17 protein-coding genes and 1 pseudogene are annotated in these 23,948 nt (G+C 57.6%); 15 read left to right on the plus strand and 3 right to left on the minus strand.

The window, feature by feature from the left end:
• Window positions 1-182: 182 nt before the first annotated feature.
• From hemA to NLK58_RS18210, 4 genes are read left to right on the plus strand one after another with little or no spacing between them, the layout of a single operon-like run.
• Window positions 183-1,472 (plus strand): glutamyl-tRNA reductase, encoded by a 1,290-nt coding sequence (gene hemA / locus NLK58_RS18195; protein WP_117619740.1) that lies wholly within the window; start codon window positions 183-185, stop codon window positions 1,470-1,472.
• Complete coding sequence (prfA, locus tag NLK58_RS18200; RefSeq protein WP_117619741.1) at window positions 1,469-2,557, plus strand: peptide chain release factor 1; 1,089 nt, start codon at window positions 1,469-1,471, stop codon at window positions 2,555-2,557. The genes hemA and prfA overlap by 4 nt, the downstream gene beginning before the upstream one ends.
• Window positions 2,547-3,443 (plus strand): peptide chain release factor N(5)-glutamine methyltransferase, encoded by an 897-nt coding sequence (gene prmC / locus NLK58_RS18205; protein WP_341581416.1) that lies wholly within the window; start codon window positions 2,547-2,549, stop codon window positions 3,441-3,443. Before prfA ends, prmC begins: the two co-directional genes overlap by 11 nt.
• Window positions 3,433-4,179: a molybdopterin-synthase adenylyltransferase MoeB gene (locus NLK58_RS18210; RefSeq protein WP_117619743.1), complete on the plus strand. Its 747-nt coding sequence runs from the start codon at window positions 3,433-3,435 to the stop codon at window positions 4,177-4,179. Before prmC ends, NLK58_RS18210 begins: the two co-directional genes overlap by 11 nt.
• Window positions 4,180-4,371: 192 nt before the next feature.
• Here NLK58_RS18210 and phrB read toward each other — a convergent pair whose 3' ends face one another.
• Window positions 4,372-5,775: a deoxyribodipyrimidine photo-lyase gene (phrB, locus tag NLK58_RS18215; protein ID WP_117619744.1), complete on the minus strand. Its 1,404-nt coding sequence runs from the start codon at window positions 5,773-5,775 to the stop codon at window positions 4,372-4,374.
• A gap of 178 nt (window positions 5,776-5,953) precedes the next feature.
• Between phrB and NLK58_RS18220 the strand changes: the two genes are divergently transcribed.
• The 6 genes and pseudogenes from NLK58_RS18220 (at window position 5,954) to NLK58_RS18245 (ending at window position 10,565) form a co-directional block, all read left to right on the plus strand.
• The gene (locus NLK58_RS18220; protein WP_117619745.1) at window positions 5,954-6,763 is read left to right on the plus strand and encodes a hypothetical protein; all 810 of its coding nucleotides are present in this window, start codon (window positions 5,954-5,956) and stop codon (window positions 6,761-6,763) included.
• A 51-nt stretch (window positions 6,764-6,814) separates the two neighbouring features.
• A pseudogene (locus NLK58_RS18225) lies at window positions 6,815-7,676 on the plus strand (mechanosensitive ion channel family protein).
• Window positions 7,657-8,148, plus strand: coding sequence for an ATP-dependent zinc protease (locus tag NLK58_RS18230; protein ID WP_341581417.1), 492 nt, complete (start codon window positions 7,657-7,659; stop codon window positions 8,146-8,148). Before NLK58_RS18225 ends, NLK58_RS18230 begins: the two are co-directional and overlap by 20 nt.
• Window positions 8,149-8,151: 3 nt before the next feature.
• Window positions 8,152-9,057 (plus strand): 30S ribosomal protein S6--L-glutamate ligase, encoded by a 906-nt coding sequence (rimK, locus tag NLK58_RS18235; protein WP_117619747.1) that lies wholly within the window; start codon window positions 8,152-8,154, stop codon window positions 9,055-9,057.
• 3 nt (window positions 9,058-9,060) lie between these two features.
• The gene (locus NLK58_RS18240; protein ID WP_117619748.1) at window positions 9,061-10,125 is read left to right on the plus strand and encodes a succinylglutamate desuccinylase/aspartoacylase family protein; all 1,065 of its coding nucleotides are present in this window, start codon (window positions 9,061-9,063) and stop codon (window positions 10,123-10,125) included.
• Between the two features lie 14 nt (window positions 10,126-10,139).
• A complete protein-coding gene (locus tag NLK58_RS18245; protein ID WP_341581418.1) occupies window positions 10,140-10,565 on the plus strand; it encodes a secondary thiamine-phosphate synthase enzyme YjbQ in 426 nt (141 codons plus the stop codon).
• A 7-nt stretch (window positions 10,566-10,572) separates the two neighbouring features.
• Here the strand turns inward: NLK58_RS18245 and NLK58_RS18250 are convergent, their stop codons facing one another.
• Together NLK58_RS18250 and NLK58_RS18255 are read right to left on the minus strand one after the other, a co-directional pair.
• Window positions 10,573-13,809 carry a type I restriction endonuclease subunit R gene (locus NLK58_RS18250; protein ID WP_341581419.1) on the minus strand — a complete coding sequence of 1,079 codons (3,237 nt, stop codon included), beginning with the start codon at window positions 13,807-13,809 and terminating at the stop codon, window positions 10,573-10,575.
• Between the two features lie 23 nt (window positions 13,810-13,832).
• Window positions 13,833-15,092, minus strand: coding sequence for a DNA-processing protein DprA (locus tag NLK58_RS18255; RefSeq protein WP_341581420.1), 1,260 nt, complete (start codon window positions 15,090-15,092; stop codon window positions 13,833-13,835).
• A 487-nt stretch (window positions 15,093-15,579) separates the two neighbouring features.
• Here NLK58_RS18255 and NLK58_RS18260 point away from each other — a divergent pair, with 487 nt between their 5' ends.
• From NLK58_RS18260 to NLK58_RS18280, 5 genes are all read left to right on the plus strand, one after another.
• A complete protein-coding gene (locus NLK58_RS18260; protein ID WP_117619755.1) occupies window positions 15,580-16,557 on the plus strand; it encodes a TAXI family TRAP transporter solute-binding subunit in 978 nt (325 codons plus the stop codon).
• Between the two features lie 89 nt (window positions 16,558-16,646).
• Window positions 16,647-18,833: a TRAP transporter permease gene (locus NLK58_RS18265; RefSeq protein WP_117619756.1), complete on the plus strand. Its 2,187-nt coding sequence runs from the start codon at window positions 16,647-16,649 to the stop codon at window positions 18,831-18,833.
• Between the two features lie 90 nt (window positions 18,834-18,923).
• A complete protein-coding gene (locus NLK58_RS18270) occupies window positions 18,924-20,738 on the plus strand; it encodes an ATP-binding protein (RefSeq protein ID WP_117619757.1) in 1,815 nt (604 codons plus the stop codon).
• Entirely contained in the window at window positions 20,735-22,087 is a 1,353-nt protein-coding gene (locus NLK58_RS18275; protein ID WP_117619758.1) for a sigma-54 dependent transcriptional regulator, read from the plus strand. The genes NLK58_RS18270 and NLK58_RS18275 overlap by 4 nt, the downstream gene beginning before the upstream one ends.
• A 153-nt stretch (window positions 22,088-22,240) precedes the next feature.
• A complete protein-coding gene (locus NLK58_RS18280) occupies window positions 22,241-23,935 on the plus strand; it encodes a methyl-accepting chemotaxis protein (protein ID WP_117619759.1) in 1,695 nt (564 codons plus the stop codon).
• Window positions 23,936-23,948: the final 13 nt, after the last annotated feature.

The raw sequence follows: 23,948 nt of genomic DNA on the forward strand, positions 1-23,948 counted from the left end.
AGATCGGGTTCCGGCCTCGGCCGAGCCCCTATAATGGCATAAGCGCCTGATCTTGCCCAACCTGTCCGCACTTGCCGAAGCTGCAGCGGTTTTGGGTGGCAGCTCCGGCCTCTGGCCGTTAAAATGGCTGGTAATTGCGCGTATTTCACCGCTCATCGGCAAAAAGGTTGTACAACCACGAAATGGCACTGGTAACGCTGGGAATCAATCATCGCACGGCCCCTGTTGAATTGCGGGAGCGGGTGGCGTTTACGCCCGAGCGCATGGCGGAGGCGTTTGCGGAACTCCGGGCGACCTCCGGTGCCAGCGAGGCGGCCATCCTTTCCACCTGCAACCGCACCGAACTTTACCTGGCTGGTGATGACGATTGCGCCCCCATGGTACTTCGCTGGCTGGCCGGGTTTCATGATCTGGACGCCGCCGAGCTTGAAGAAGTGCTGTATGTGCATCGTGACGGCGACGCGGTACGGCATATGATGCGTGTGGCGGCCGGCCTTGACTCCATGGTGCTGGGCGAGCCGCAGATTCTCGGGCAGCTCAAGGATGCCTACTCCCTGGCCCGGGAGAACGGCGCCAGTGGTTCCTTCCTCTCCCGGTTGTTCGAGCACACCTTTTCTGTGGCAAAGCGCGTGCGTACCCAGACGGCCATTGGCGAGAACCCCGTTTCTGTGGCCTATGCGGCCGTGAGCATGGCTCACCATATCTTTGCGGACATGTCCCACAACAAGGCGTTGCTGATTGGCGCCGGCAAGACCATTGAGCTGGTGGCCCGCCACCTTGCGGATGCCGGAGTGAAGGATTTCCTGGTGGCCAACCGTACCCTGGAGCGGGCGCAGGCGCTGGCTGAATCCCGTGGCGGCAAGGGGATTGTCCTCTCCGAAATTCCGGACCACCTGGCCGATGTTGACATTATTATTTCTTCCACCGCGAGTCCGCTGCCGATCCTTGGCAAGGGCGCTGTTGAGCGTGCCCTGAAGAAGCGCAAGCACCGTCCCTATTTCATGGTGGATATTGCGGTGCCCCGGGATATCGAACCGGAAGTGGCCTCGCTGGCAGACGTCTATTTGTATACCGTCGATGACCTGCGCCAGGTCATCGAAGAAAACATCCGTTCCCGTGAGGGCGCTGCCCGGGAAGCGGAGAATCTGGTGGCTGCAGGGGTTCAGGATTTTCTGAACCAGCTGAGGGCACTGGATGCGGTGTCTACCCTCAAGCAGTTCCGTCAGCGCGCTGAAATACTGCGCGATGCCGAGACCGAAAAAGCCCTGCGCGCCCTGCGCAACGGAACAGACCCCGAGACCGTGCTGCGCAGCATGGCACGGGGGCTTACCAACAAACTCCTGCATGAACCTTCTGTTCAGGTTCGCAAGGCCACGACAGAAGGTCGGACCGAGGTGACAGAGTGGCTGCGTGAGTTGCACCAGCTGGATGCACTGGACGCGGACGCGACGACTACCCCGGAAAAACTATGAAGCCATCGATCCAGTCCCGCCTCGAGCAGCTTACAGAACGTTTCGAGGAAGTCAGCGCGTTGCTCAGCGATTCCTCCACCATCTCGCAGCAGGACAAATTCCGGGAGCTTTCCCGGGAGTTTGCCGAGATTGAGCCTGTTGTTCATTGCTTCCAGGCCTGGCAAGAGTCGCTCGATGATATCGAGGCTGCCAGAGAGCTGGCGAAAGATGGCGACGCAGACATGCGGGAGATGGCCGAGGAAGAGCTGAAACTCGCGCAGCAGAAAAACCAGGAGCTGGACGAGGAACTCCAGCGCCTGATGTTGCCGAAAGACCCCAATGACGGAAAGAACGTGTTCCTTGAGATCCGCGCTGGCACCGGCGGAGATGAGGCGGCCATTTTTGCCGGGGATCTGTTTAAAATGTATCTGCGCTATGCCGAGCGTCGCCGCTGGCAGGTTGAAGTGCTGAACGAGAGTGAGGGCGAGCACGGCGGGTACAAGGAACTGATTGCCCGGGTCGCCGGCGACGGAGTCTACGGTGCCCTCAAGTTTGAGTCCGGTGCTCACCGGGTGCAGCGGGTGCCGGAAACGGAATCACAGGGCCGTATCCATACCTCGGCCTGCACGGTGGCGGTAATGCCAGAGGCCGATGAGGCCGAGGCCATCCAGATCAACAAAACGGATCTGCGGGTGGACACCTTCCGCTCGTCAGGCGCGGGTGGTCAGCACGTGAACAAGACCGACTCTGCCATCCGGATAACCCACCTGCCCACCGGCATTGTGGTGGAGTGCCAGGAAGAGCGTTCGCAGCACAAAAACCGGGCCAAGGCCATGAGTCTGCTGGCATCCCGGCTGCAGAATGCGGAGACTGAGCGACAGCAAAAGACCATGGCTGAAACCCGCAAAAGCCTTGTTGGCAGCGGGGACCGCTCAGAGCGTATCCGTACCTACAACTTCCCTCAGGGCCGGGTAACGGACCACCGGATTAATCTGACGCTCTACAAACTCGATGAAGTGATTGCCGGTGATCTGGATGCGGTGATTGTGCCGTTGCAGCAGGAGCACCAGGCGGAACTGCTCGCCTCCCTCGCCGATGACCAGTAAACCCTCACTGACCTGTGAAGCACTTATAAATCAGGCTGCTGATCGCATCAACAGTGATTCTCCAAGGCTGGATGCCGAGCTGCTGTTAAGCCACATCACCGGGCTTGGCCGGACCAGCTTCCGGGCCTGGCCGGAGCGCGAAGTCACTGAATCACAAGCTGAGACATTCGAAGCGCTGGTGGCAGAGCGCGTTGCCGGCACGCCGGTGGCCTACCTGCTGGGACACCAGGAGTTCTGGTCGCTGCCACTGAAAGTAAGTGCTTCCACCCTGATTCCCCGGCCGGATACCGAATGCCTGGTGGAGACCGCCCTGGGTTTACCGTTACCGGAACAGGCCCGGGTTCTGGATCTTGGTACCGGTACGGGCGCCATTGCATTGGCTCTGGCCAGTGAACACCCGGGCTGGCGGATAACGGCGTGCGATGAGGTGGACGAGGCGGTGGAGCTGGCACGGGAAAATAGCAGATTGCTGGCTTTGCCGGTTTCGGTGGTTAACAGTTCCTGGTTCTCGCAGCTGGAGCCCGCCCGTTTTGACCTGATTGTCTCCAATCCACCCTATATACCGGGCAGCGACCCTCATCTGGGTGAAGGCGATGTGCGTTTCGAGCCGGCCTCGGCTCTGGTTTCTGGTACTGATGGTCTGGATGATCTCCGGTTGATTGTGACACAGTCGCCGGACTGGCTGGTTGAAGGTGGCTGGTTGTTGGTGGAGCATGGTTTTCATCAGGCCGGGCCGGTGGCGGCGCTGTTCCGTGATCGGGGCTTCGCCGAGGTGCGAGGCCTGCAGGACTATGGCCGCCGGGACCGGATGACCCTGGGGAAATGGCGTTCGGCTGCCGGGGCGAACGGCTCCGCTTCCAACAACGGAGATGCAGATGCTCAGTGACGACGAACTATTGCGCTACAGCCGGCAAATCCTGATGCCGCGGTTCGATATTGCCGGCCAGGAAAGGCTGAAATCCGCCCGGGTGCTGGTGGTCGGCGCAGGCGGCCTGGGGTGCCCGGTTGGCCTCTACCTGGGCGCAGCCGGTGTGGGGCAGCTCAGCCTGGTGGATGACGACAACATCGAGCTGGCCAATCTCCAGCGCCAGATCGGTTTTGAGCAGAACCAGCTGGGCGAATCCAAGGCGGAAAGCCTGGCTGGCCGTATTCGCCGGATCAATCCGCTGGTGTCGGTGACTGCCCTGAATCAGCGCCTGGAGGGCGAGGAGCTGGCCAGGCAGGTTGAGGAAACGAGCCTGGTGGTGGACTGCAGCGATAACTTCAGCACCCGTTTTGCTCTCAATCGGGCCTGTGTGGCGGCGAAGGTGCCTCTGATTTCGGGTGCGGCCATTCGCGGTGAAGGGCAGCTTTCGGTGTTTGACAGCCGTCAGCAGAGCAGTCCCTGTTATCACTGCCTGTATCCGGAGCAGGGCAATGAGGATCTGACCTGTTCGGAGGCAGGGGTGATTGCGCCATTGGTGGGGATGATCGGTTCAGCCCAGGCCATGGAAGCCATCAAGGTGATATCTGGTGTGGGTACGCCTCTGGTTGGCCGGCTGTTGATTCTGGATGCCTGGGAGATGCAGTGGCGGGAAATGAAGCTGGTTCGGGATCCTTCCTGCCCTGTTTGCTCGGAGTAGCTCTGTGAGTTGAGCTGGCAGTCCAACTCTCGGGCTGCAGGGTCGGGGACGGCCTTCCCAAAACACGCTCCTTGCGGCACGTCCCTGTGACGCTTGGGCTCCGCCATCCATGGCTCCGCACAGTTTTGGGAAGGCCGTCCCCGACCCTGCGTCATAGCTCTGCACTCTGCGGCGGTCCGCCTCGTTGTTTTTTTAGTTCTTCAGTGCCTGAAACCTGGCGATTGCTTCTTTCCTGCTTTCTTTCAGATCAACGATCTGCCTCGGATACCCTTTCGGAATAACACCACTTTTCGCGCCCGGATCATGAATCCGTTTGTTGTCCAGTTTGGCCAGTTCAGGAATCCATTGGCGGATGAATTCGCCGTTGGGGTCGAAGCGTTCGCTTTGGGTGACCGGGTTGAAGATGCGGAAGTAGGGCGCGGCGTCGGTGCCGGTGGAGGCGCTCCATTGCCAGCCGCCGTTGTTGGAGGCCAGGAATCCGTCTGCCAGCCGGGACATGAAGTAGGCCTCGCCCAGGCGCCAGTCGATGAACAGGTTTTTGGTGAGGTACATGGCGGTGATCATGCGCAGGCGGTTGTGCATCCAGCCGGTGTGGTTGAGCTGGCGCATGGCGGCGTCGACGATAGGCACGCCGGTGTTGCCGGTTTTCCAGGCGTCGAAGTTGCCGCCGGGGTGATTCCAGGCCAGGGCTTCGGTTTCCGGTTTGAAGGCGCGGTGCATGCTGATCCGGGGGTAGTGGTACAGGATGTTGATGTAGAAATCCCGCCAGGCGATTTCGTTGATCCAGGTAACCAGGCCTTCCTGGTTGCCGCCCATGCCCTGGGCCTGTTTTGCGGCCAGCAGGCATTGGCGGCCCGAAAGCACGCCGTTTGCCAGGTAAGGGGAGAGCTGGCTGGTTCCTTCGATGGCGGGGAAGTCCCGTTCGGCTTTGTAGTTGCCGCCGCGTTCCTGCAGAAACCGTTCGAGCTGGTCGTGGGCGGCGTCTTCGCCGGTTGGCACCAGTGGCTTCGGCGCGTTCCGGAACGCTTCCGGAATGGTGTCGATTTTTTCAGGCTGCACTGAATTGCCCCGGGCTTTCGGAGCCGGGAACAAACCTGGGTGGGTTTCGTCGATCCAGCTGCGCCAGCGCCTTGAGAAGGGGGTAAACACCGAGTAGGGCTCGTTTTGCTGGGTGAGGATCTCGCCCACCGGTGCAACGGTCTGGTCACGGTATTTGCACACGCGGATGTTCAGGTCATCAAAGCGGTGCTTGATGGCCTTGTCCCGCTTACGCTCGTTAACGCCGTACTCTTCGTTAAAGTGCAGCGTTTTAATGCCGTGTTCAGCGCAGTGGCTTTCCAGTTTACGGATGCTGTCTTCAAAGCGTTCGGCCTGGATAAAGGCGAGCGGTATGCCCAGTCTGGCCAGTTCCCCGGAGAGGGCATTGGTGTGGGCTATCACAAACTGCACGCGAGCCGGTGACCAGTTGTGTTCCTGCCACTGGCCCGGGGTGAGAATAAAGCAGGCGCGCACGTGTTCGGCGCCCTTGCAGGCCGCCGTGAGAGCCGGGTTGTCGGCAACCCGGAGATCGTTTCTGAACCAGACCAGTTGTGTCATCCGTAGTCCATAGTCGTCTGAGGAATTGGTGTAGGGGTAATTACAGCCCGGTGTTTCAATAAAATCACTGACTTGGATATTCGCCCGGGGTGGCGGATTGGATTATAGTAAAGTCACCTTTGCCTACGATTTCGCCTGCACTTCAGGCTGCAGCGTTTCAGGGAGTTTTGTGCCGGGAATGGAGAATAACACTGAAGGCCGCCGGGACGGCGTCTGGGCCCAGCCATACTCTCTGGCCTCCGGGCAGACCCAGTATCACCAGCTGGGCCACATTCGTTTGTGGGTTACCTTGCTGGACCTGGAATGGCAGATCCGTTCTGAAGCGCTGGAGCTGGATGCCGATCCCGCCAGCTGGACGGAAACCATTGGTCACACCCTGCCGGCAGCTACGGTCCCCGTGCAACGGTTTATCCGGGAGGATGAGTCGTCGACGGTCACGTTTGTGCCGGCCGTCGCCAACCGGCCTACCGTGATACGTCCCTACCAGCCCCTTACGATTCCAGCGGGCGGGCGCTGCACGATTTATGTGGGGACGCCTGTCTGGATGAAGGTTTGTGTGGGTGAAAACCAATCCCTGTTAACGGAAATCCCCCTCGCACTTCCCTCCCTGACCTGGGTGGGGAAGAACACCATGGAGGGAGAGCTCTGTTATTCCTCAACGAGTTTCGCGCGGCTCGTGCTGGAAGCTGTCCCCAAACGACCCTGGCGGGCGGTGACTCCGGTTACCCTGATCAACCGGCGCTCCGAACCTCTATTGCTCGAACGCTTCAGTCTGCCCACCCCGTTGCTTTCGCTGCATCGGAACGAGCGTGGGCAGCTCTGGACGCCCGGGGTAATGGTGGAGGTGGAGACGGATATGAATTCCGCCAGTCTGCATGTCGATGAGTCAGTGTTGGCAGCTGCGGGAACCTGCCGGCCCGTGGCGGACGCCAGGGAAAAACTGACCCGTGGTCGCCTGGTGCGGGCTTTCGATCGGGTGTTTGGTTAAAACGGATCTGACGGAGTTGATGCTTTGCTAGAGGCAATTGAAACAGGCGTTTTGAAAGTGTTCACCGACATCGCCTGGGGCCAGTGGCTCAGTTCCGCCTTTTTGTTGGTGCTCGGGCTCTTTCTCGCCTCGCTGGCCGCCCGAAGCGTTTCCAGATTTATGGCGCAGCGGTCCTCCCGCCACCACACCGTGATGGTGCGGCGGCTGGTGTTTTACGTCATCGTTGTCGTGTTCAGTATCGCGGCGCTGAGGGAAGCCGGTTTCTCTCTGGATGTAGTGCTGGGCGCCGCCGGTATACTCACCGTGGCCATCGGTTTTGCGTCACAGACCTCTGCGTCCAACATGATCAGCGGTCTGTTTCTGCTGGTTGAGAAGCCCTTTGAAATTGGTGATTTTTATTGAAGTGGATGCCACCCTGGGTGAAGTCATTGGTATCGATATGCTCAGCGTGAAACTGCGCACCCCGGACAACCTGTATGTGCGTATTCCCAACGAAACCCTGATCAAGACCCGGGTGGTCAACCGTTCCCGGTTCCCGATCCGTCGGCTCGACCTGACCGTCGGGATTGCCTACGCTGAAGATGTGGAGCGAGTGGAGGCACTGCTTTTGGCGCTGGCTGAGAAAGACCCGCACTGCCTTGAGGAGCCCAAGCCTTTTACGCTCGTGACGGCGTTTGGTCCGTCTTCCGTGGATCTGCAGTTTTCCTTCTGGGTTCCAAAGGAAAAGGTGCTCGAAGGCCGGAGTGGCATGATGGTGGCGATCAAGAAAGCGCTGGACCGTGAAGGCATTGAAATTCCGTTCCCCCATACCAGCGTTTACGCGGGTAGCCATTCGGAGCCCTTCCGTGTTCAGCTGTTGGGGCCGGAAAAAAACACAGAAAAGGATCTCCTGGATGCCGAGAAAGACCGCTGAAGTCATCAAAACCGTTGCCCAGACACCCGCCGGGAACAAGATCAGCCTCGGCTGGCGTGAATGGGTGGCGTTGCCGGACCTGGATATCGGCCGTATCAAGGCGAAGATTGATACCGGTGCCCGAACGTCCTGCCTTCATACATTCCGCACCGAGCCATACACCGAAAACGGTGAGCGGCGGGTGCGCTTCTGGGTGCACCCAGTACAGAACGATCTGCACCATGTTGTGGCGTGCGATGCCAGAGTCCTGGATGAACGAAATGTCTCTGATTCGGGAGGGCACAAGGAGATGCGCCTGGTGATTGAAACCACGCTGGTTGTCGGTAGTCAGAGCTGGCCTATTGAAATGACATTGACCAACCGTGATTCCATGCGGTTCCGGATGCTGCTGGGCCGGACCGCCATGGCCGGGCGCTCAGAGATCTATCCCGAAGCTTCCTATCTTGCCGGTGAGCCGGCCCCTAAGGACTGAAAAATGAAAATTGCAGTATTGTCGCGAAACCGCCACCTCTACTCGACCCGCCGCCTGGTTGAGGAAGGCATTAACCGTGGCCATGAAGTAAAGGTTATTGACTGCCTTCACTGTTCCATGAATATCACCTCAGCCAAGCCGCAGATCCACTACCACGAAGAAGTGCTCGAGGATTTCGATGTGGTGGTCCCCCGGATCGGTGCATCGGTTACCTTCTACGGCACGGCGGTATTGCGCCAGTTCGAGATGATGGGGGTATTTCCGGTCAACGAATCTGTTGCCATCACCCGTTCCCGGGATAAGTTGCGCTCGCTGCAGTTACTGGCCCGCAAAGGTGTCGGGATGCCGGTGACCGGTTTTGCCAACAAACCCGACAACGTACCGGAGCTCCTGAAAATGGTGGGGGGCGCGCCGGTGGTCATCAAGCTGCTGCAGGGAACCCAGGGCATTGGCGTGGTTCTGGCAGAAACCCGGAAGGCGGCGGAAAGCGTTATCGAAGCCTTTATGGGGCTGAAGGCCGACATTCTGGTGCAGGAGTTCATCAAGGAAGCCGGTGGTGCCGATATCCGGTGTTTTGTGATTGGTGACAAGGTAATAGCCGCCATGAAGCGACAGGGCGCGGAGGGGGAGTTCCGGTCCAACCTGCATCGGGGAGGCAGTGCCTCTCTGGTGCGGATAACGCCGGAAGAACGCCGGACAGCCATTACCGCGGCGAAGTCCATGGGCCTGAATGTGGCCGGTGTCGATCTGCTGCGTTCCAGTCGTGGTCCATTGGTGATGGAAGTGAATTCATCCCCCGGCCTTGAAGGCATTGAGAATGCCACAGGCAAAAATGTGGCGGGTATGATCATCAGTTGGACCGAGAAGAACCAGCAACCCTGGAAAACCCGGACCAAGGGGAGAGGCTAGAACATGGCCCGTGCGCCTTTTGAAATTGCCGGTACCCAGATCAAGGCCGGCACCCGGCAGACCGTTGAAGTGCCGGTGGCCAAACTCTACACCCACACGCCGCTGCATATTCCGGTGGAAGTGGTACATGGTCGCCGGGGTGGGCCCGTTCTGATGGTGTGTGGTGCCATTCACGGGGACGAAATCAACGGTGTGGAGATTGTCCGCCGCGTGCTGACCAATTCCGCCCTGCGGCATCTGCGAGGCACCCTGGTGGCGGTGCCCATCGTCAATATTTTCGGGTTCGTGCAACGCACCCGTTACCTGCCGGACAGGAGAGACCTGAACCGGTGTTTCCCCGGCAGTGAAACCGGTTCCCTGGGTGGTCGTATTGCGTATTTGCTGCGCACGCAGATCATGGAAAAGGTTACTCACATCATTGACCTCCATACCGGTGCCATCCATCGGTTCAACCTGCCGCAGATCCGGGCGGAACTGAAAAACCCGGAGACCACCCGCATGGCGGAGGCCTTTGGCGCACCGATCATTATCAACGCCGGCTTGCGGGACGGCAGCCTCCGTGCCTACGCCGATTCCCAGGATATTCCGGTGGTCACCTTCGAAGGTGGTGAAGCCCTGCGGTTCGACGATGTGGTGATTTCAAGCGGCGTAAAAGGTGTGATCCGGGTGATGCGGGAACTGGAAATGATTCCCGCCAAGAAGGGCCCGAAGGCGCCGAGAAAGCGCTCGGAAACCGCGGCCAACTCCCAATGGGTGCGAACGGACACAGACGGTATCATGCGCCCGGTGGCAAGCCTGGGCCAGAAGGTACGCAAAGGCCAGAAACTGGCCATGGTGGCGGACCCGTTCGGAGAGTCCGAAACCGCCGTGCTCTCGCCCTGTTCCGGCATCGTTATCTGCGTCAATAACCTGCCGCTGGTGAACGAAGGCGAGGCCATCTACCACATTGCCCGGTTCGATGAACTCAGTGAGGCGGAAAAGGCCATGGATTATTTCCGCAGTAGCTACGAGGGAGATGTGGGCGACGATGTGATTCCCGTTCATCCCTGGGACGACCGACAGAGATAATCACGAGGTTCGCTATGATCTGGGATCAGACCTTCATTGAACTGGCACCGCTACCTCGCGGGTTTCACCTGGTAACCAATGAGATCATTGCCCAGGCGCCGGAGCTCACCAACTGTGAAGTTGGGCTGCTGCATCTGTTTATCCAGCACACCTCCGCGTCCCTGGCGGTGAACGAGAACGCCGATCCGGATGTACGGGGCGACCTGGAGCGCCACTTCAACGTGATGGTGCCGGAGAATGCGCCATACTATGAGCATGTGATGGAGGGGCCGGACGATATGCCGGCCCACATCAAGAGCATCCTCATCGGCCCGTCCCTGATGCTGCCTGTAAACCATGGCCGCCTTGCCCTGGGTACCTGGCAGGGGGTTTACCTGTGCGAGCACCGGGACCGGGCCGATGGCCGCCGGATTGTGGCGACACTGCAGGGGCGGTGGTAATCGTTACTTAATTGTAGATAGGTGAGGGTACGGAAGGGTAAGCCCGATAAACATGGAGAAACACTTTTTCGGTAAGCACTGAAATCTCTTCATCTTCGTAGTCATCGACAGGAAGTCCGGTTCTATCATCGTAGAGAAAATCAAAAATTTGTTGTTTGACGGCATCGCGGGTCGATTCTTTTTGCCGCCAGTTGGCAATCTTTAATCTTTCTGATTTCAGGGTATCGAGTAACGACGCCGCTACTTTCTTGATTCTGGAAATATCCTTCTTTGGCAGATCCGGCTTGCTCAACAGATCAAACAGAGCCAAAGACTCCTCATCCAAACCCTCGCGTACGGCCCGCTTTTCTTCCTCTGACAGTTCTCTGTCCAGTTTCAATAGAGCTTCGAAGGTATTTTCGATGACAACCTGGTCTTTCTCCTGGTTGTACTCTTTCACTAGCTCTTCGTAATGCCGCTGATAATTCGTCCGCAGGGGATTTTGCATCATCAGTCGCGCCAGCTTCTTCTCAACAGCATGTTTTAAAGATTGCACTGTTGTATTTTTCTGGGTGGAGCGGGCGAATTCCTGGCGCAAACGCTCAAAGTCGATCTGACTGATATCATATAACCGCTTCTCTTCGTTATCGGACTTGGTCACGTCCTCCCGGGTGCCAATATGGGCATCAACTATCCCATAAAGGTCTTTCATTACCTCTGAAATATCGGCTTTTTCCTTGTCAGCCTGCAGGCTCTTATAAAGAACGTTGATGGCATCACGGGTATCCCGGTAGGTGTTGATGCCGGGCACGTTAATGCAGGCTTTGAACTTGTTGAACACTTGCCGGGCCAACACTTCGAACCGTTTGCGGGTTTCGTCGTTCTGGTTGATGACTTCCTTGGCCTCGGCGATGGTGGCGTTCTTCCCGAATCCCGTTTCTGTCACAATCCGGTCAAGCTCAAAGCCCCGCTGGCGGAAGAACTCGACGACAAAACTGATGGATTCGTTCAGGCTCTCCAGAAGTTCCGCATTAGGTTTTGCCGGTTCCTGCTCGTCCTGCTTGCCATCATGGCCTTCATCTCCAGTGCCGGCGAAGGTGGCCAGTGCGTTACGCAGGTTTTTCAGGATGCCGCAGTAATCAACAATCAAGCCGTTATTCTTGCCCTCGGCAACGCGGTTTGCGCGGGCAATGGCTTGCATCAGGGTGTGGGCTTTTAATGGCTTGTCCAGATACAACGTTGCTAGAGTAGGCACGTCAAAGCCTGTCAGCCACATGGCGCAGACAATGGCCACGCGGAACGGGTGCTCCGGTGACTTGAATGCCTCCTCCATACCAAGCCGCGAGCCGTCATCCAGGGCAAAGCCGGTTTTCATCAACTGACGATGGGGTTTGATGTCGAGCCCCCATTTCTCGAACTTGGCAACTTCTCCCTGTTCCTCGGAGACCACAACCGCAATCAGAGTTTCTTTCATCCATGCCAACTGGCGTTCGCGCCAGGCCAGATCCTGTTCGTCCGTTGCTTCTTTCAATGACTTTTCTTTGGCTCGGATTTCTTCCTGCCAGTAGAAAACAATGAGTTTGTGCATCCGCACGCAGGTTATCTTGTCGATGCACACGAACATGGCTTTGCCGGTTTCCCAGCCATTGGCGTAATGCGTTACAAAATCCCTGGCAATCTGATCAAGCCGGCTGCTGGCGGTGATGATGTGGTAGTCCCGTTTGAGCTCCCGTTCCAGGCGCTGCTGAACGTCCAGATCGTCAATCTCGAGCTCATCCAGTTTTTCTGCAATCTTCTCATTCAGGCCTTTCGGGTCTGCCACGCTGTGCCGGTTGCCGTCGTCGTCCGTGAACAGCAATTCCTCACCCCGGGCATCGTAATACAGAGGCACTGTAGCTTTATCTTCCACCGCCCGCTGGAAATCATAGGTGGAGATATAGTCACCAAAGACTTTCTTGGTGATCTCGTCGTCCTTGAACAACGGTGTGCCGGTGAAACCGATGAAGCTGGCATTGGGAAGGGCGTTCCGCATATTCAGGGACAGGATGCCGTACTGGGTCCGGTGTGCTTCATCGGTCACCACGATAATGTCATCGCGGCCGGAGTAGGGGTTCTCCGGGTCCACCTTCTGGTTAAACTTCTGGATCAACGTGAACATGAAGGCTTTTTGTTGCCCGATCAGCGCTTTCAGGTCCTTCCCGTTTTCGGCTCGGCAGGGGTCTCTGTCGTTGTCGACCAAACCACACCCAGCAAAGGTTTTGTAGATCTGAGTGTCGAGATCTTCCCGGTCGGTCAGCACCACGAAGGTGTAGTTGCCGCCGAGTTTCCGGTGAACCATCTGGGCGAAGAACACAATGGAGTAGGACTTGCCGGACCCCTGCGTGTGCCAGAACACACCCAGTTTTCCCGAACGTTCCTGCCGGTGTTTTACCGCTTCGATGGCTCGGGTTACCCCAAGGTACTGATGGTTCCGGGCGACAATCTTTACCAGCCGGCCTGAACTTTGGTCGAACAGGGTAAAGTTCTCGAAAATGTCCATCAGATTGTGTCGGGTGCAGGTGCCCTTCAGCAGGGTTTCCATATCAACGACACCGGCATCATCTTCTTTCAGGCGCTTCCAGTCGTTGAAGTGCTCGAATTTGCTTGAAACCGAGCCAACCCTTGCATCAATGCCGTTGCCCAGAACGATAAAAGCGTTGTGGTAAAACAGATGGGGCACCGTGTCTTTGTAATCGGCCAGATTTTGCTCATAGGCCGCACGGATGTCTTTGTGGACGTTTTTTACTTCCATGAATAGCAGGGGAATGCCGTTCACAAACCCGACCAGGTCCGCCCTGCGGCGGTAAATATCACCCTTTACCCAGAACTCGCGCACCAGCAGAAAGTGGTTGTTGGTGTAGTCGTTGAAGTCGAACAGTCTCAGCCGTTTCTTTACCCGTTCACCTTTGTCGTTCAGAAAGCTCACCTCAACGCCGTTCTTTTGCAGGGCGTATTTCCCCCGGTTTACCGCCAGAATGTTGGCTGTTGCCGGGATCTCGGTCACGATTCGCAGGGCTTCCTGATAGGCCACCTGCGGCAATCCGGGGTTAAGTTCGACCAGCTTTTCCCCCAGATAGCGGGTTAGCACCACCTCACGTTCAGAGGTACGGCCAAGGTCGCCTTCCTTACCCAGGCGCTCATGCATGCCCATGACGGATTCATTCCATTGGAGTTCATTCAACAGATAATCGGCTGTTACTTCCTGAACCAGGGTTTCTTCAGTCATGGCTGTAACAACGGCATCCTTAACTACTCGGCCTTAATGAATTTATAGCGTACCGGGCGACTCAGCTTCCTGGCCTGACCCTCATCAACCGCGCGCTTCAGCCACTCATTGACCTGGGTCTTGTGCAGCCCCGTGTTTTCCGTAAGGGTTTCCGCTGTAACCGGTTCTTCGGCCAGGCGGCCCAGTTCCCTCAGGAAAAGCTGGTAGAAGTCTGCAGGCTCCACGCTTAGAGACGATTCTGCTTTGTTGACCGAAAAATTTTCAGCATCTTCTCTGGCGGCAAACAAAGGCGGCTGCTGCTGTTCAGCAAACAGATCATTGCTTTCATTGATTTGCTGGCCATTAACGCTGCTGCTCTCCAGCACGTCTCTGACGGAAAGCTTGTCCAGGTTGCCTTCACACCAATACCCGCCCTGATTTACCAGGTCCGCATTGGCGGCGGCAGGGTCATCGTCATCAGTCGGTTTTACCCAGAGCGGCACCCAACCGTGTTTCAGGTTTTCCTGAGCGCCGTTGAGGGTGCCGCCTTTTTTACCGGAGTGAACCACTAGAGAACTGTCGGCCAGGCAATAAATGTATTTGTTTCTTGCCATGGCGTTGCCGGCGCTGAAACCTGCTTCCGGATAGAATGGGGAAACCAGAACAAGATTGCCGTCCATCAAGCCTTTACGCCATTTTGCGCTGGTGGCTGCCTTCAGCAGGCTGTCTGCCATGACACCAATCACCGGGCCGCTCTGGTCGATAGCTCCAAGCATTGCGGTTTCATCCACGCCGCGAGCACCGCCAGACACAATGGCGATACCCTCTGAGGCAGCCTTGGCACCGACCCGCTGGGTAAACTGTAGATCCTCTTCATTGGCACTGCGGGAACCGACAACCGCAAGGCCGCCGCTATTGAGAAGCGCTTTGTTACCACAGCCGAACAGCACTGGAGGTGAGTCGGTTTTGAGCCTTTGTTTCAGACGCACGGGGTATTCTTTGTCTGAGCGGGTAACCACCCAAAGGCCAGCTCGTTGCCACTTCTCGACCGCCAACGCCAGGCTGTGCCCGCGGTTGAGCAAACTGACAATCCGGTCATGGGTGATTTTGGCATCATGCCAGCTCTTCAACAGGGCTAGCGGGTCGGACTTAAGCAAATCGGCGGGGGTGCTGTTGTGGTCTCTCAGCCAGAGCGCAAACCGACCCCACTCCTTGTTGGTCAGCGGCCGCGCCTGTTCCGACCCGGCTTTGGAAAAGAAGCTGGTCAGCAATAAGGTGGCCTGTGCGGTATGGGATAGATTCATGAGTCTTTTACCGAAGAAGAAGCCAGTGCAACCGGGTAAACAACACCGCTGCCGGACTGTTGTAGCAAAGCTGCGATGACGGTGAGCGTCCAGCCTGAATCAACAATATCATCTATAATCCGTTGCTTTGTGCCAGTACCTGCAATATTTCGTGAACGTGCGCCTGGGAAGGGAGGGCCGAATCCCTGAAGAACTCGTGGATATCGCCATCCTCAATATATAGAAGCGAGTGTTGATATCAAACTAACGAACTCTACTTTTGTCTGGCCAAAGTTGTAGGTATTCACCCATTGCCTTATTTGAATGGGTGGAGATCCACCCATTCTCTTACCTTGGATGTTCAGATGATTGCAGGAATGCACTGTTTTATAAGGTAGTTTCATACCTGGTCTGGTCCTTGCCTTCAGATGTGCCAACGCCGCCCGGTTGAGGCGACGTCGAGAACCCAAACAAACAAACAAACAAAATGAAACGGGGAGCATTCTTTATGAAAACCCAAATCGTTATGGCGGCAGCGTTCGCGTCTACCCTGGTCGTGGCTAATCCGGTTGCTGCTCAGGATCGTGAAGGCTGGCCGGACAACTTTACCGTGGGTACGGCAAGTCAGGGCGGAACCTATTTCGCCTATGGTTCCGGTTGGGCCAACTTTGTGGCTGAGAACCTTGGGATTTCCGGCGGCGCCGAGATTACTGGCGGCCCGATGCAGAACATGGCGCTGGTGCACACCGGTGATCTGCAGTTTGGTCTGACCACCATGGGTCCGGCCCGGGAATCCATGGAAGGCAACAGCCCTCTGGCTCCGGGTTTACAGATGGACAACGTCTGCGCCATCTTCCCGATGTACCAGACCCCGTTCTCTGTTACCGCCCTGTCCAGCTCGGGCATTACCTCCATTTCTGATATTCCTGATGGCGCCACGATCGGCTTTGGCCCTGCCGGCTCCACTTCGGATACCTATTTCCCGCGCATGATGGAAACCCTGGGTGTGAATTTCGAGCGCCGTAATGGCAGCTGGTCTGATCTGGGTGGGCAGCTCCAGGATGGTCTGATTGACGTGGTGGCTTTTGCCGCGGGTATCCCCATCCCGGCTGTCAGCCAACTGGAAGTTCAGACCGACGTGAACATCATCGGCATGACCGACGCGGAAGCCAAGAAGATCACCGATAACTTCCCGGTCTCCGAGTTTGTCATTCCGGCGAGCACTTACCAATCCCTGGAAAAAGACTCTCGTGTGGTATCCATGTGGAACTTTGCCATCGCCAACTGCGACGTTCCGGAAAGCCTGGTGTATGAAATTACCAAGCTGACCATGGAGAACAACGACAAGATGGTTTCCATCCACAAGGCGGCAAAGACGTCCATCCCGAAAAACTATACCAAGAACACCGTTCTGCCCTGGCATCCGGGTGCGGCTCGCTGGTTCAACGAAAACGGTTACGAGATTCCTGAAAGCCAGATCAAGTAACTATCGTTATGTGTCAGGGGGCCGATGCTGGCCCCCGTCGGCCGGCCGGCTTAATGCTGGCCCAGTTTTTCCTGTAGGCAGGGTTTATCATGACCACCGAACACTCCCCCAAGGATCCGACCCCGGCGCTGCCGGACGACGACCATATTCTTGCCCACGATGTTGACGAGGAGCCGGTTGAGGCCAATCGTCGCCTGTTTGAAGGCTGGTTGCTGAAATTTGTTACCGTGCTGACGATCAGCTATTCGTCATTCCATCTCTATTCCCTGAACATTGCCCCGATGGAAACCTGGAGTTACCGCATCGTTCACGTGGCGGGTGCGCTGGTACTCGGCTTTATACTGTATGCCGGTGCCCGGTTTCTATCCCGTGAAGAGGGTGGCGCGCGCCATAAGTGGACCACCTGGTTTGGTGGCGTTGCCCTGTTGCCTGCCCTTTATGCGCTTTACCAGACGTTTTCCTTCAGCCAGATGGTAGCCAACGGCACCATACGGATTCCGCCCGAGCTGGAAACCTGGCATTTTGGCTGGCCTCTGCTGGCGGCCACCGCTCTTGGTATTGTTCTGGGCTGGTTCCATCAGCGTGAGCGCTCGCGGTTCAGCATGCCCGATCTGGTGCTGATTGTGTGCTCGATTGCCGTCGCTGCCTATTTACTGGTGGTTTACAACACAAGCATGCGTATGACCACTGGCACCTCGTTTGCGCCGGTGGGCATTTCCTTCGCCGCCGTTGCCGGCACCGCCCTGATCATGGAACTGACCCGCCGGGTCGCCGGGCTGGCGCTGGTGGTAATTAGTCTGGTGTTCCTGGTTTATGTTTTTGCCGGTCCTTATCTGCCTGGCTTCCTGGGTTTTCCGGGGTTGTCCGTGCAGCGCTTTTTCAGTCAGGTGTATACCGATGCCGGAATTTTGGGGCCCACCACGGCGGTGTCCTCCACCTACATCATTCTGTTCATCATCTTTGCCGCTTTCCTTCAGGCGTCGAAGGTCGGCGATTACTTCGTTAACTTCGCCTTCGCGGCAGCCGGCCGCTCCCGCGGCGGCCCCGCGAAGGTGGCCATCTTTGCCTCTGGTCTGATGGGTATGATCAATGGCACCAGTGCCGGTAACGTGGTTTCCACCGGTTCGCTGACCATCCCGCTGATGAAAAAGGTGGGTTACTCCAAGAAATCCGCTGGCGCGGTTGAGGCTGCGGCATCTACAGGTGGACAGATAATGCCGCCGATTATGGGGGCGGGCGCCTTCATCATGGCGGAAATCACCGGTATTCCTTATACCGAAATCGCTGTTGCGGCGATCATTCCTGCGGTGCTGTATTTTGCATCGGTCTACTTCATGGTGGATTTCGAGGCGGCGAAACTGGGCATGCGTGGCATGCGTGAGGACGAGCTGCCGAAGCTTCGCAAGCTGATCAGGCAGGTGTACCTGTTCATTCCCATCATTATTCTGATCTATGCCCTCTTTGAGGGCTATTCGGTGATTCGTGCCGGCACCCTGGCGACCGTCTCGGCGGCGGTGGTGAGCTGGTTCTCCCCGAACAAGATGGGGCTCCGTGCCATCCTTCGGGCCCTGGATATTGCCTCGATGATGTCCATCCAGATCATCGTGGTCTGTGCGGCTGCCGGTATCATTGTGGGTGTGATTTCTCTCACCGGTGTCGGAGCTCGGTTCTCGGTATTGTTGCTGGATGTGGCCGAAGCCAGCCAACTGCTGGCACTGATATTTGCCATGTTCATTTCCATCCTGCTGGGCATGGGAATGCCCACGACAGCGGCCTATGCGGTGGCTGCGTCGGTGGTGGCGCCGGGCCTGGTTCAACTGGGTATTGAGCCGCTGACAGCACACTTCTTTGTGTTCTACTTTGCCGTGGTCTCTGCCATTACCCCGCCGGTTGCGCTGGCCTCCTACGCGGCGGCCGGTATTTCCGGAGCCAACGCCATGGAAACGTCGGTGGCTTCGTTCCGGATTGGCATTGCGGCGTTTATCGTCCCGTTCATGTTCTTCTACAACAGTGCACTGTTGATGGATGGGGACTGGCTTGTTATCGCCCGCGCCCTGGTGACCGCAACCTTTGGTGTGTACCTGTTGTCTGGTGGCGTACTGGGCTGGTTCGGCAAGGTCAGTGCTGCCTGGGTGGTCCGTATCATGCTGATTGCCGCGGCGCTGCTGATGATCGAAGGCGGCCTGTGGACGGATATGGCGGGTGTCGCCCTGGCGGTAATCTCGTTCCTGGTTCAGCGCCAGCGCAGGCAACGTCTGGCGCCTTTGGCAGTCTGAGCCGGTGCAGGGCAGGGTAATCGTGCCGGCGCACGGTTGTCCTGCCTGGTTCCGGGCGCTACGCTAGCGGTTTTCTCGGGAACCGGGTTTATGTCCTACCGGATTGGCGTTTTCCTTATTTTTGGCCTGACCCTTCTGGTGTCCTGGACACTCGGAGGCTGGGCTGGCTATCGGCAGGTGGAACAGGAAAGCCTTGAGGAATCGTTTCGTTACCGTCAGCTTGTCGCCAACGAACTGAACCGGTATCTCCCCATCCCTGAGCTCATGGCCGAGCATCCCCTGCTCGAGAAAGCCCTGAGAACTCCGGACGACCCGGGGGTCATTCTGCAAGCCAACGAAGAGATGCAGCGGATGGCCACGATCGTGGGCAGCTCTGATGTCTATCTGATGGATGTGAACGGCCTGACCATTGCTGCCAACAACTATCAGCAGGAAGACAGCTTCGTGGGTAGCAACTACGCTTTTCGCCCATACTTTTCAGAGGCTTTGGCAACCCGGGATTCGGCCATCTATTTTGCTTTGGGGCTGATGTCCAATGTGCGTGGCCTGTATTTTTCGCACCCCGTTCTGGATAGCCAGGGCTCGGTGCTGGGCGTTATTGCCGTCAAGGTCCTTGTTCACGAGCTGGAGTCCCAGTGGCACCGCCCTGCGTCGCTGAGTGAGGCGGAAATGGTGGTGCTGGACCGGGACGGCATCAGCTTCCTGGCCAGTAAGCCACGATGGCTTTACCGGGACTTCGAACCCTATACCGGCACAACGCCGGCGGCTGAATCCTACCAACGCTATCCGGACCGGGACCTGACGCCCATCAACATGAAGCGGCTCGGGCGTCCCTGGGGTGTGTCTGACCGGTCTGAAAAAATCCATCTGGTTGGGAGTGATGCTGGCGGGGATTATCTGAGTGTCCGTACCGATCTGCCCAGGCTGGACTGGACACTGCAGGTAATGGTGAGCACCCGCTCCGTTATCTGGACCCGGCTGGCATTTCTTGTTGGCGGTGCGGCCTTGTTTTTCGGAGGCTTGCTGACCTGGCTCTATCTCCGGGAGCGTTATCGCCGGGAGGCTGAACTGGCCTTGAGGGGAGAGCAGCTGGAGAGGAGGGTGGCCGAACGAACCGCCGATCTGGAGAGCTCTAACTGCAAGCTACTGGAAGAAATCCGCGAGCGTGAGCGTACCCAGAACGAACTCCGGGAAACCCAGCAGGAACTGATCCAGGCCGCCAAGCTGGCCGTTCTGGGGCAGATGTCGGCGGGCCTGAACCATGAAATGAACCAGCCACTGACTGCGATACAGACTTACGCCAGAAACAGCCGCCGTTTCCTTGAGAAAGGCGCGGAAGACATGGTCGACGCCAACCTGTCGGAGATTATCGCGCTGTGTGACAAGATGGCGGAGCTGACGCGGCAGTTCAAGGTGTTTGCCCGCAAATCCGAAGGGCCGCCGGCGGTGGTAGACTTGCGACAGTCTGTTGATGCGTCCCTCAAGATCATCCTGGCTCAGAAATCCAGTGCCGATATCGACATCCGGTGGAACCGGCCGGACCACCCGGTGATGTGCCACGGTGACCTGATTCGCATTGAGCAAGTGATGGTGAACCTGATGGCCAATGCGGTGCAGGCGGTGGAGGAATCGCGGCATCCGCAGGTGGGGATTGATATTGAGGAAGCCGAAGATTGCTGGAAATGCCTGGTTCGGGATAACGGTCCCGGCCTTAAGGGCAATACCGAGCAGATCTTTGAACCGTTTTTCACCACCAAATCGGTGAAACAGGGGCTGGGCCTGGGGTTGTCAATTTCACGCCAGATTGTCGACGCCCTCGGTGGCACCCTTACAGGACGGAACCGTATGGACGGCCCGGGTGCCGAATTTGTGTTAACCCTTAGGAAGCGGGAGGCGACGGAATGACAGAACCCTCGGTAATCTTTGTGGACGATGACCCCCATATCCGTCAGGCCATTGCCCAGACTCTGACACTGGAAGACCTGCCGGTCAGCTGTTATGAAGGTGCGCCGTCCGCGCTCGGGCAGATCGATGCCGACTATGACGGCGTTGTCTTGTGTGATTACAACATGCCGGAGATGAACGGCCTGGAGATGCTGGCGCGGATCCGGACTGTGGATGAGACTATCCCGGTGATCATCCTGACCGGCCAGGGGGACATCAGTACCGCCGTAACGGCCATGCAGCAGGGTGCCTATGATTTTATCGAAAAACCCTTTGATCACGACGAGCTGATTGAGCTCCTGCGGCACGCTCTGGAAAAACGCCATCTGGCCCTTGAGAACCGGCGACTGAAGGCGCAGTTACGCCATCTGGCGAGGCCGGGACCCCGGATTCTGGGGGATTCGCCGTCAATGCGGAAAGTGATGGCAACCATCGACCCAATCCTGGATATCTCCGCCAATATCCTGCTGCACGGCGAAACCGGCTCCGGCAAGGATGCGCTGGCCCGGTATATTCACGAGAACAGTGCCCGCAGCGCCCACAACTTTGTCGCCATCAATTGTGGCGCGGTTCCGGAAAACCTGATCGAGAGCGAGCTGTTCGGCCACGAGGCCGGTGCCTTTACCGGCGCCGACAAACGCCGCATCGGTAAAATCGAGCATGCCCACAAGGGCACCCTGTTCCTGGATGAGGTGGAGAGCATGCCCATGCCGCTGCAGGTGAAACTGTTGCGTGTACTGGAAGAACAGCGGGTGGAGCGCCTGGGCAGCAATCAGGTACAGGAGGTGGATGTGCGTATCATCGCGGCCACCAAGGCGGACCTGAAGACGCTCAGTGAGGAAGGTGACTTCCGGTCCGATCTTTATTATCGCCTGAATGTTGTGAAGGTGGATATTCCGCCCTTGCGGGAGCGCAAGGACGATATTCCGACATTGTTTCACCACTTCGTACTGATCGCCGCCGCCCGGTATGACCGGGAGAGTATTCCTCTGGATGCCGGCCAGGCGGCTCGCCTGATGCAGCACACATGGCCCGGCAACGTCCGGGAACTGAGGAATCTGGCGGAACGCTATGTATTGCTGGGGGCGGCCGCACTGGATGAGAACGAGCCCGCGGCTACCGCCAATGTGTCAGGCCGGCAGACCCTCGCCGAGATGATGGACGGGTTCGAGCGTTCGGCTATTATCAGTGCCCTGAATGCCTGCCACGGCAGTATCAAGGACACCATGGTGCAGCTCGGTATCGCCCGGAAAACCCTGTACGACAAAATGCGTAAACACGGCCTGGATAAGGCGCAGTTCAAGGACTGAGCTACAAAATTTTACCGTTGTCGTTACAGGGTAGAAACAAAATACGCAGTATCATCAATGACATTGCCGGTCTTTTTTTCGTAGTGTTGCCAACCTTTGTTCTGGGCCGGATGTTCCGGCGGATCGTTTGCCTGTAAGAGAAAACTACCTGTCATGAAAAACCTGACTATCCAGACCCGGGTGCTGTTACTGGCTCTTGTGCCGGTTATCCTGCTCACCGCGTTTCTTACCAGCTACAACCTGAACCAGGCCAGCGATATTGGCGAAGAAGCCGTTGCCGGTTTCTCCACGGACATGGAAGCAAGCAAGCGCCAGGAGCTGAAGAATTACCTGGAGTTGGCCAGGACGTCCATCGCGCATTTGTACAATCAGCCAGGTTCGGCCGATGATCCGGAAGTACGCGAGCAGGCCTGGGACATCCTGCGCCAGCTCCGTTTCGACGATTCCGGAAGCGCCGGCTATTTCTTTGCCTACGACACCCGCGGCGTTAACGTGATGCATGGTGTCAATCAGTCTCTGGAGGGCAGGAACCTATGGGATTTCCAGGATCCCAATGGCACCTACCTGATTCGTGAGCTGGTAAAGGTTGCCCGTAGCGGTGGCGGTTACGTTCCCTACGGCTGGAAAAACAGTGACACCGGTGAGGTGGCGCCCAAGCTGGGCTACGCGGAAATGCTTCCGAAGTGGGGAATCATGATCGGGACCGGGTTCTGGATCGACGGTCTGGAGAGTCAGGTGGCCGCGATGGACGCCCAGGTGGGGGATTCCCTTGCCGACGCCGTGATCGGTTCGGTTACCACGTCCCTGATTGCCCTGGCGGTCATAGTGCTTCTGGCCCTGATTGTGGTGCGCAGCATTATCCGGCCGCTGAAATCCGCCGTATCGGCGATGAACGATATTGCCAGCGGTGATGGTGACCTGACCCGTCGCCTCGATGTCTCCGGCAAGGACGAGCTCGGCCAGCTGGCAACGGCATTCAACAGCTTCGCTGACCAGGTGCATGGGCTGGTTGAGCGCGTGCTGTCATCAACCCGGACACTGAACGAAGCCACGGCTGATCTTACCCAGGTCATGAGCGAAGCCGAGCGGGGCGTTGATCGCCAGAAATCCGAGAGTGACCAGGTGGCAACGGCCATGAACGAAATGACCGCCGCCGCCCAGGAGGTGGCGAATAATGCCAGTGAGGCGTCCGAGGCTGCTGATCGTGCCAACGGGCAGGTCTGTGATGCCCAGGGCCTGGTGCATCAGGCCATTGGCGTTATTGGCGGGCTTTCGGAACAGGTGGAAGAAGGTGTTCAGGTGATTGAACAACTGGGTGCCGATTCCCGCCGGATTGACAGCGTGCTGGAGGTCATCCGCGAAATCGCCGACCAGACCAACCTGTTGGCACTGAATGCCGCCATCGAGGCGGCCCGGGCCGGTGATGCCGGTCGTGGCTTTGCGGTTGTAGCGGATGAAGTGCGCACCCTGGCCCGTCGTACTCAGCAGAGCACCCAGGAAATTCAGGACATGATCGAACGTCTCCAGTCCGGCGCGGGCAATGCCGTGAAACTGATCGGTTCAATCAGCGAACGTAGTGAAGCAACCGTTGAGGAAACCCGTCAGGTCAACGAAGCCCTGCAGCGCATCGGCCAGGCGGTGGCCACCATCACGGATATGAATACCCAGATTGCCAGTGCAGCCGAAGAGCAGACCAGTGTTTCTGAAGCCATCAATCAGAATGTCCACGAGATTGTTGCGATCACCGAGCAGACCTCTCAGGGCACCCGGCGAGCGGGCGATGCTACCCAGCGCCTGAGGAACCTGGCTTCCGACATGTCGGATCAGGTGAGCCGTTATCGGGTATGAGCCCTGTCGGCTG

The sequence above is a fragment of the Marinobacter metalliresistant genome (assembly GCF_038098645.1).
Taxonomy (GTDB): Bacteria; Pseudomonadota; Gammaproteobacteria; order Pseudomonadales; family Oleiphilaceae; genus Marinobacter; species Marinobacter metalliresistant.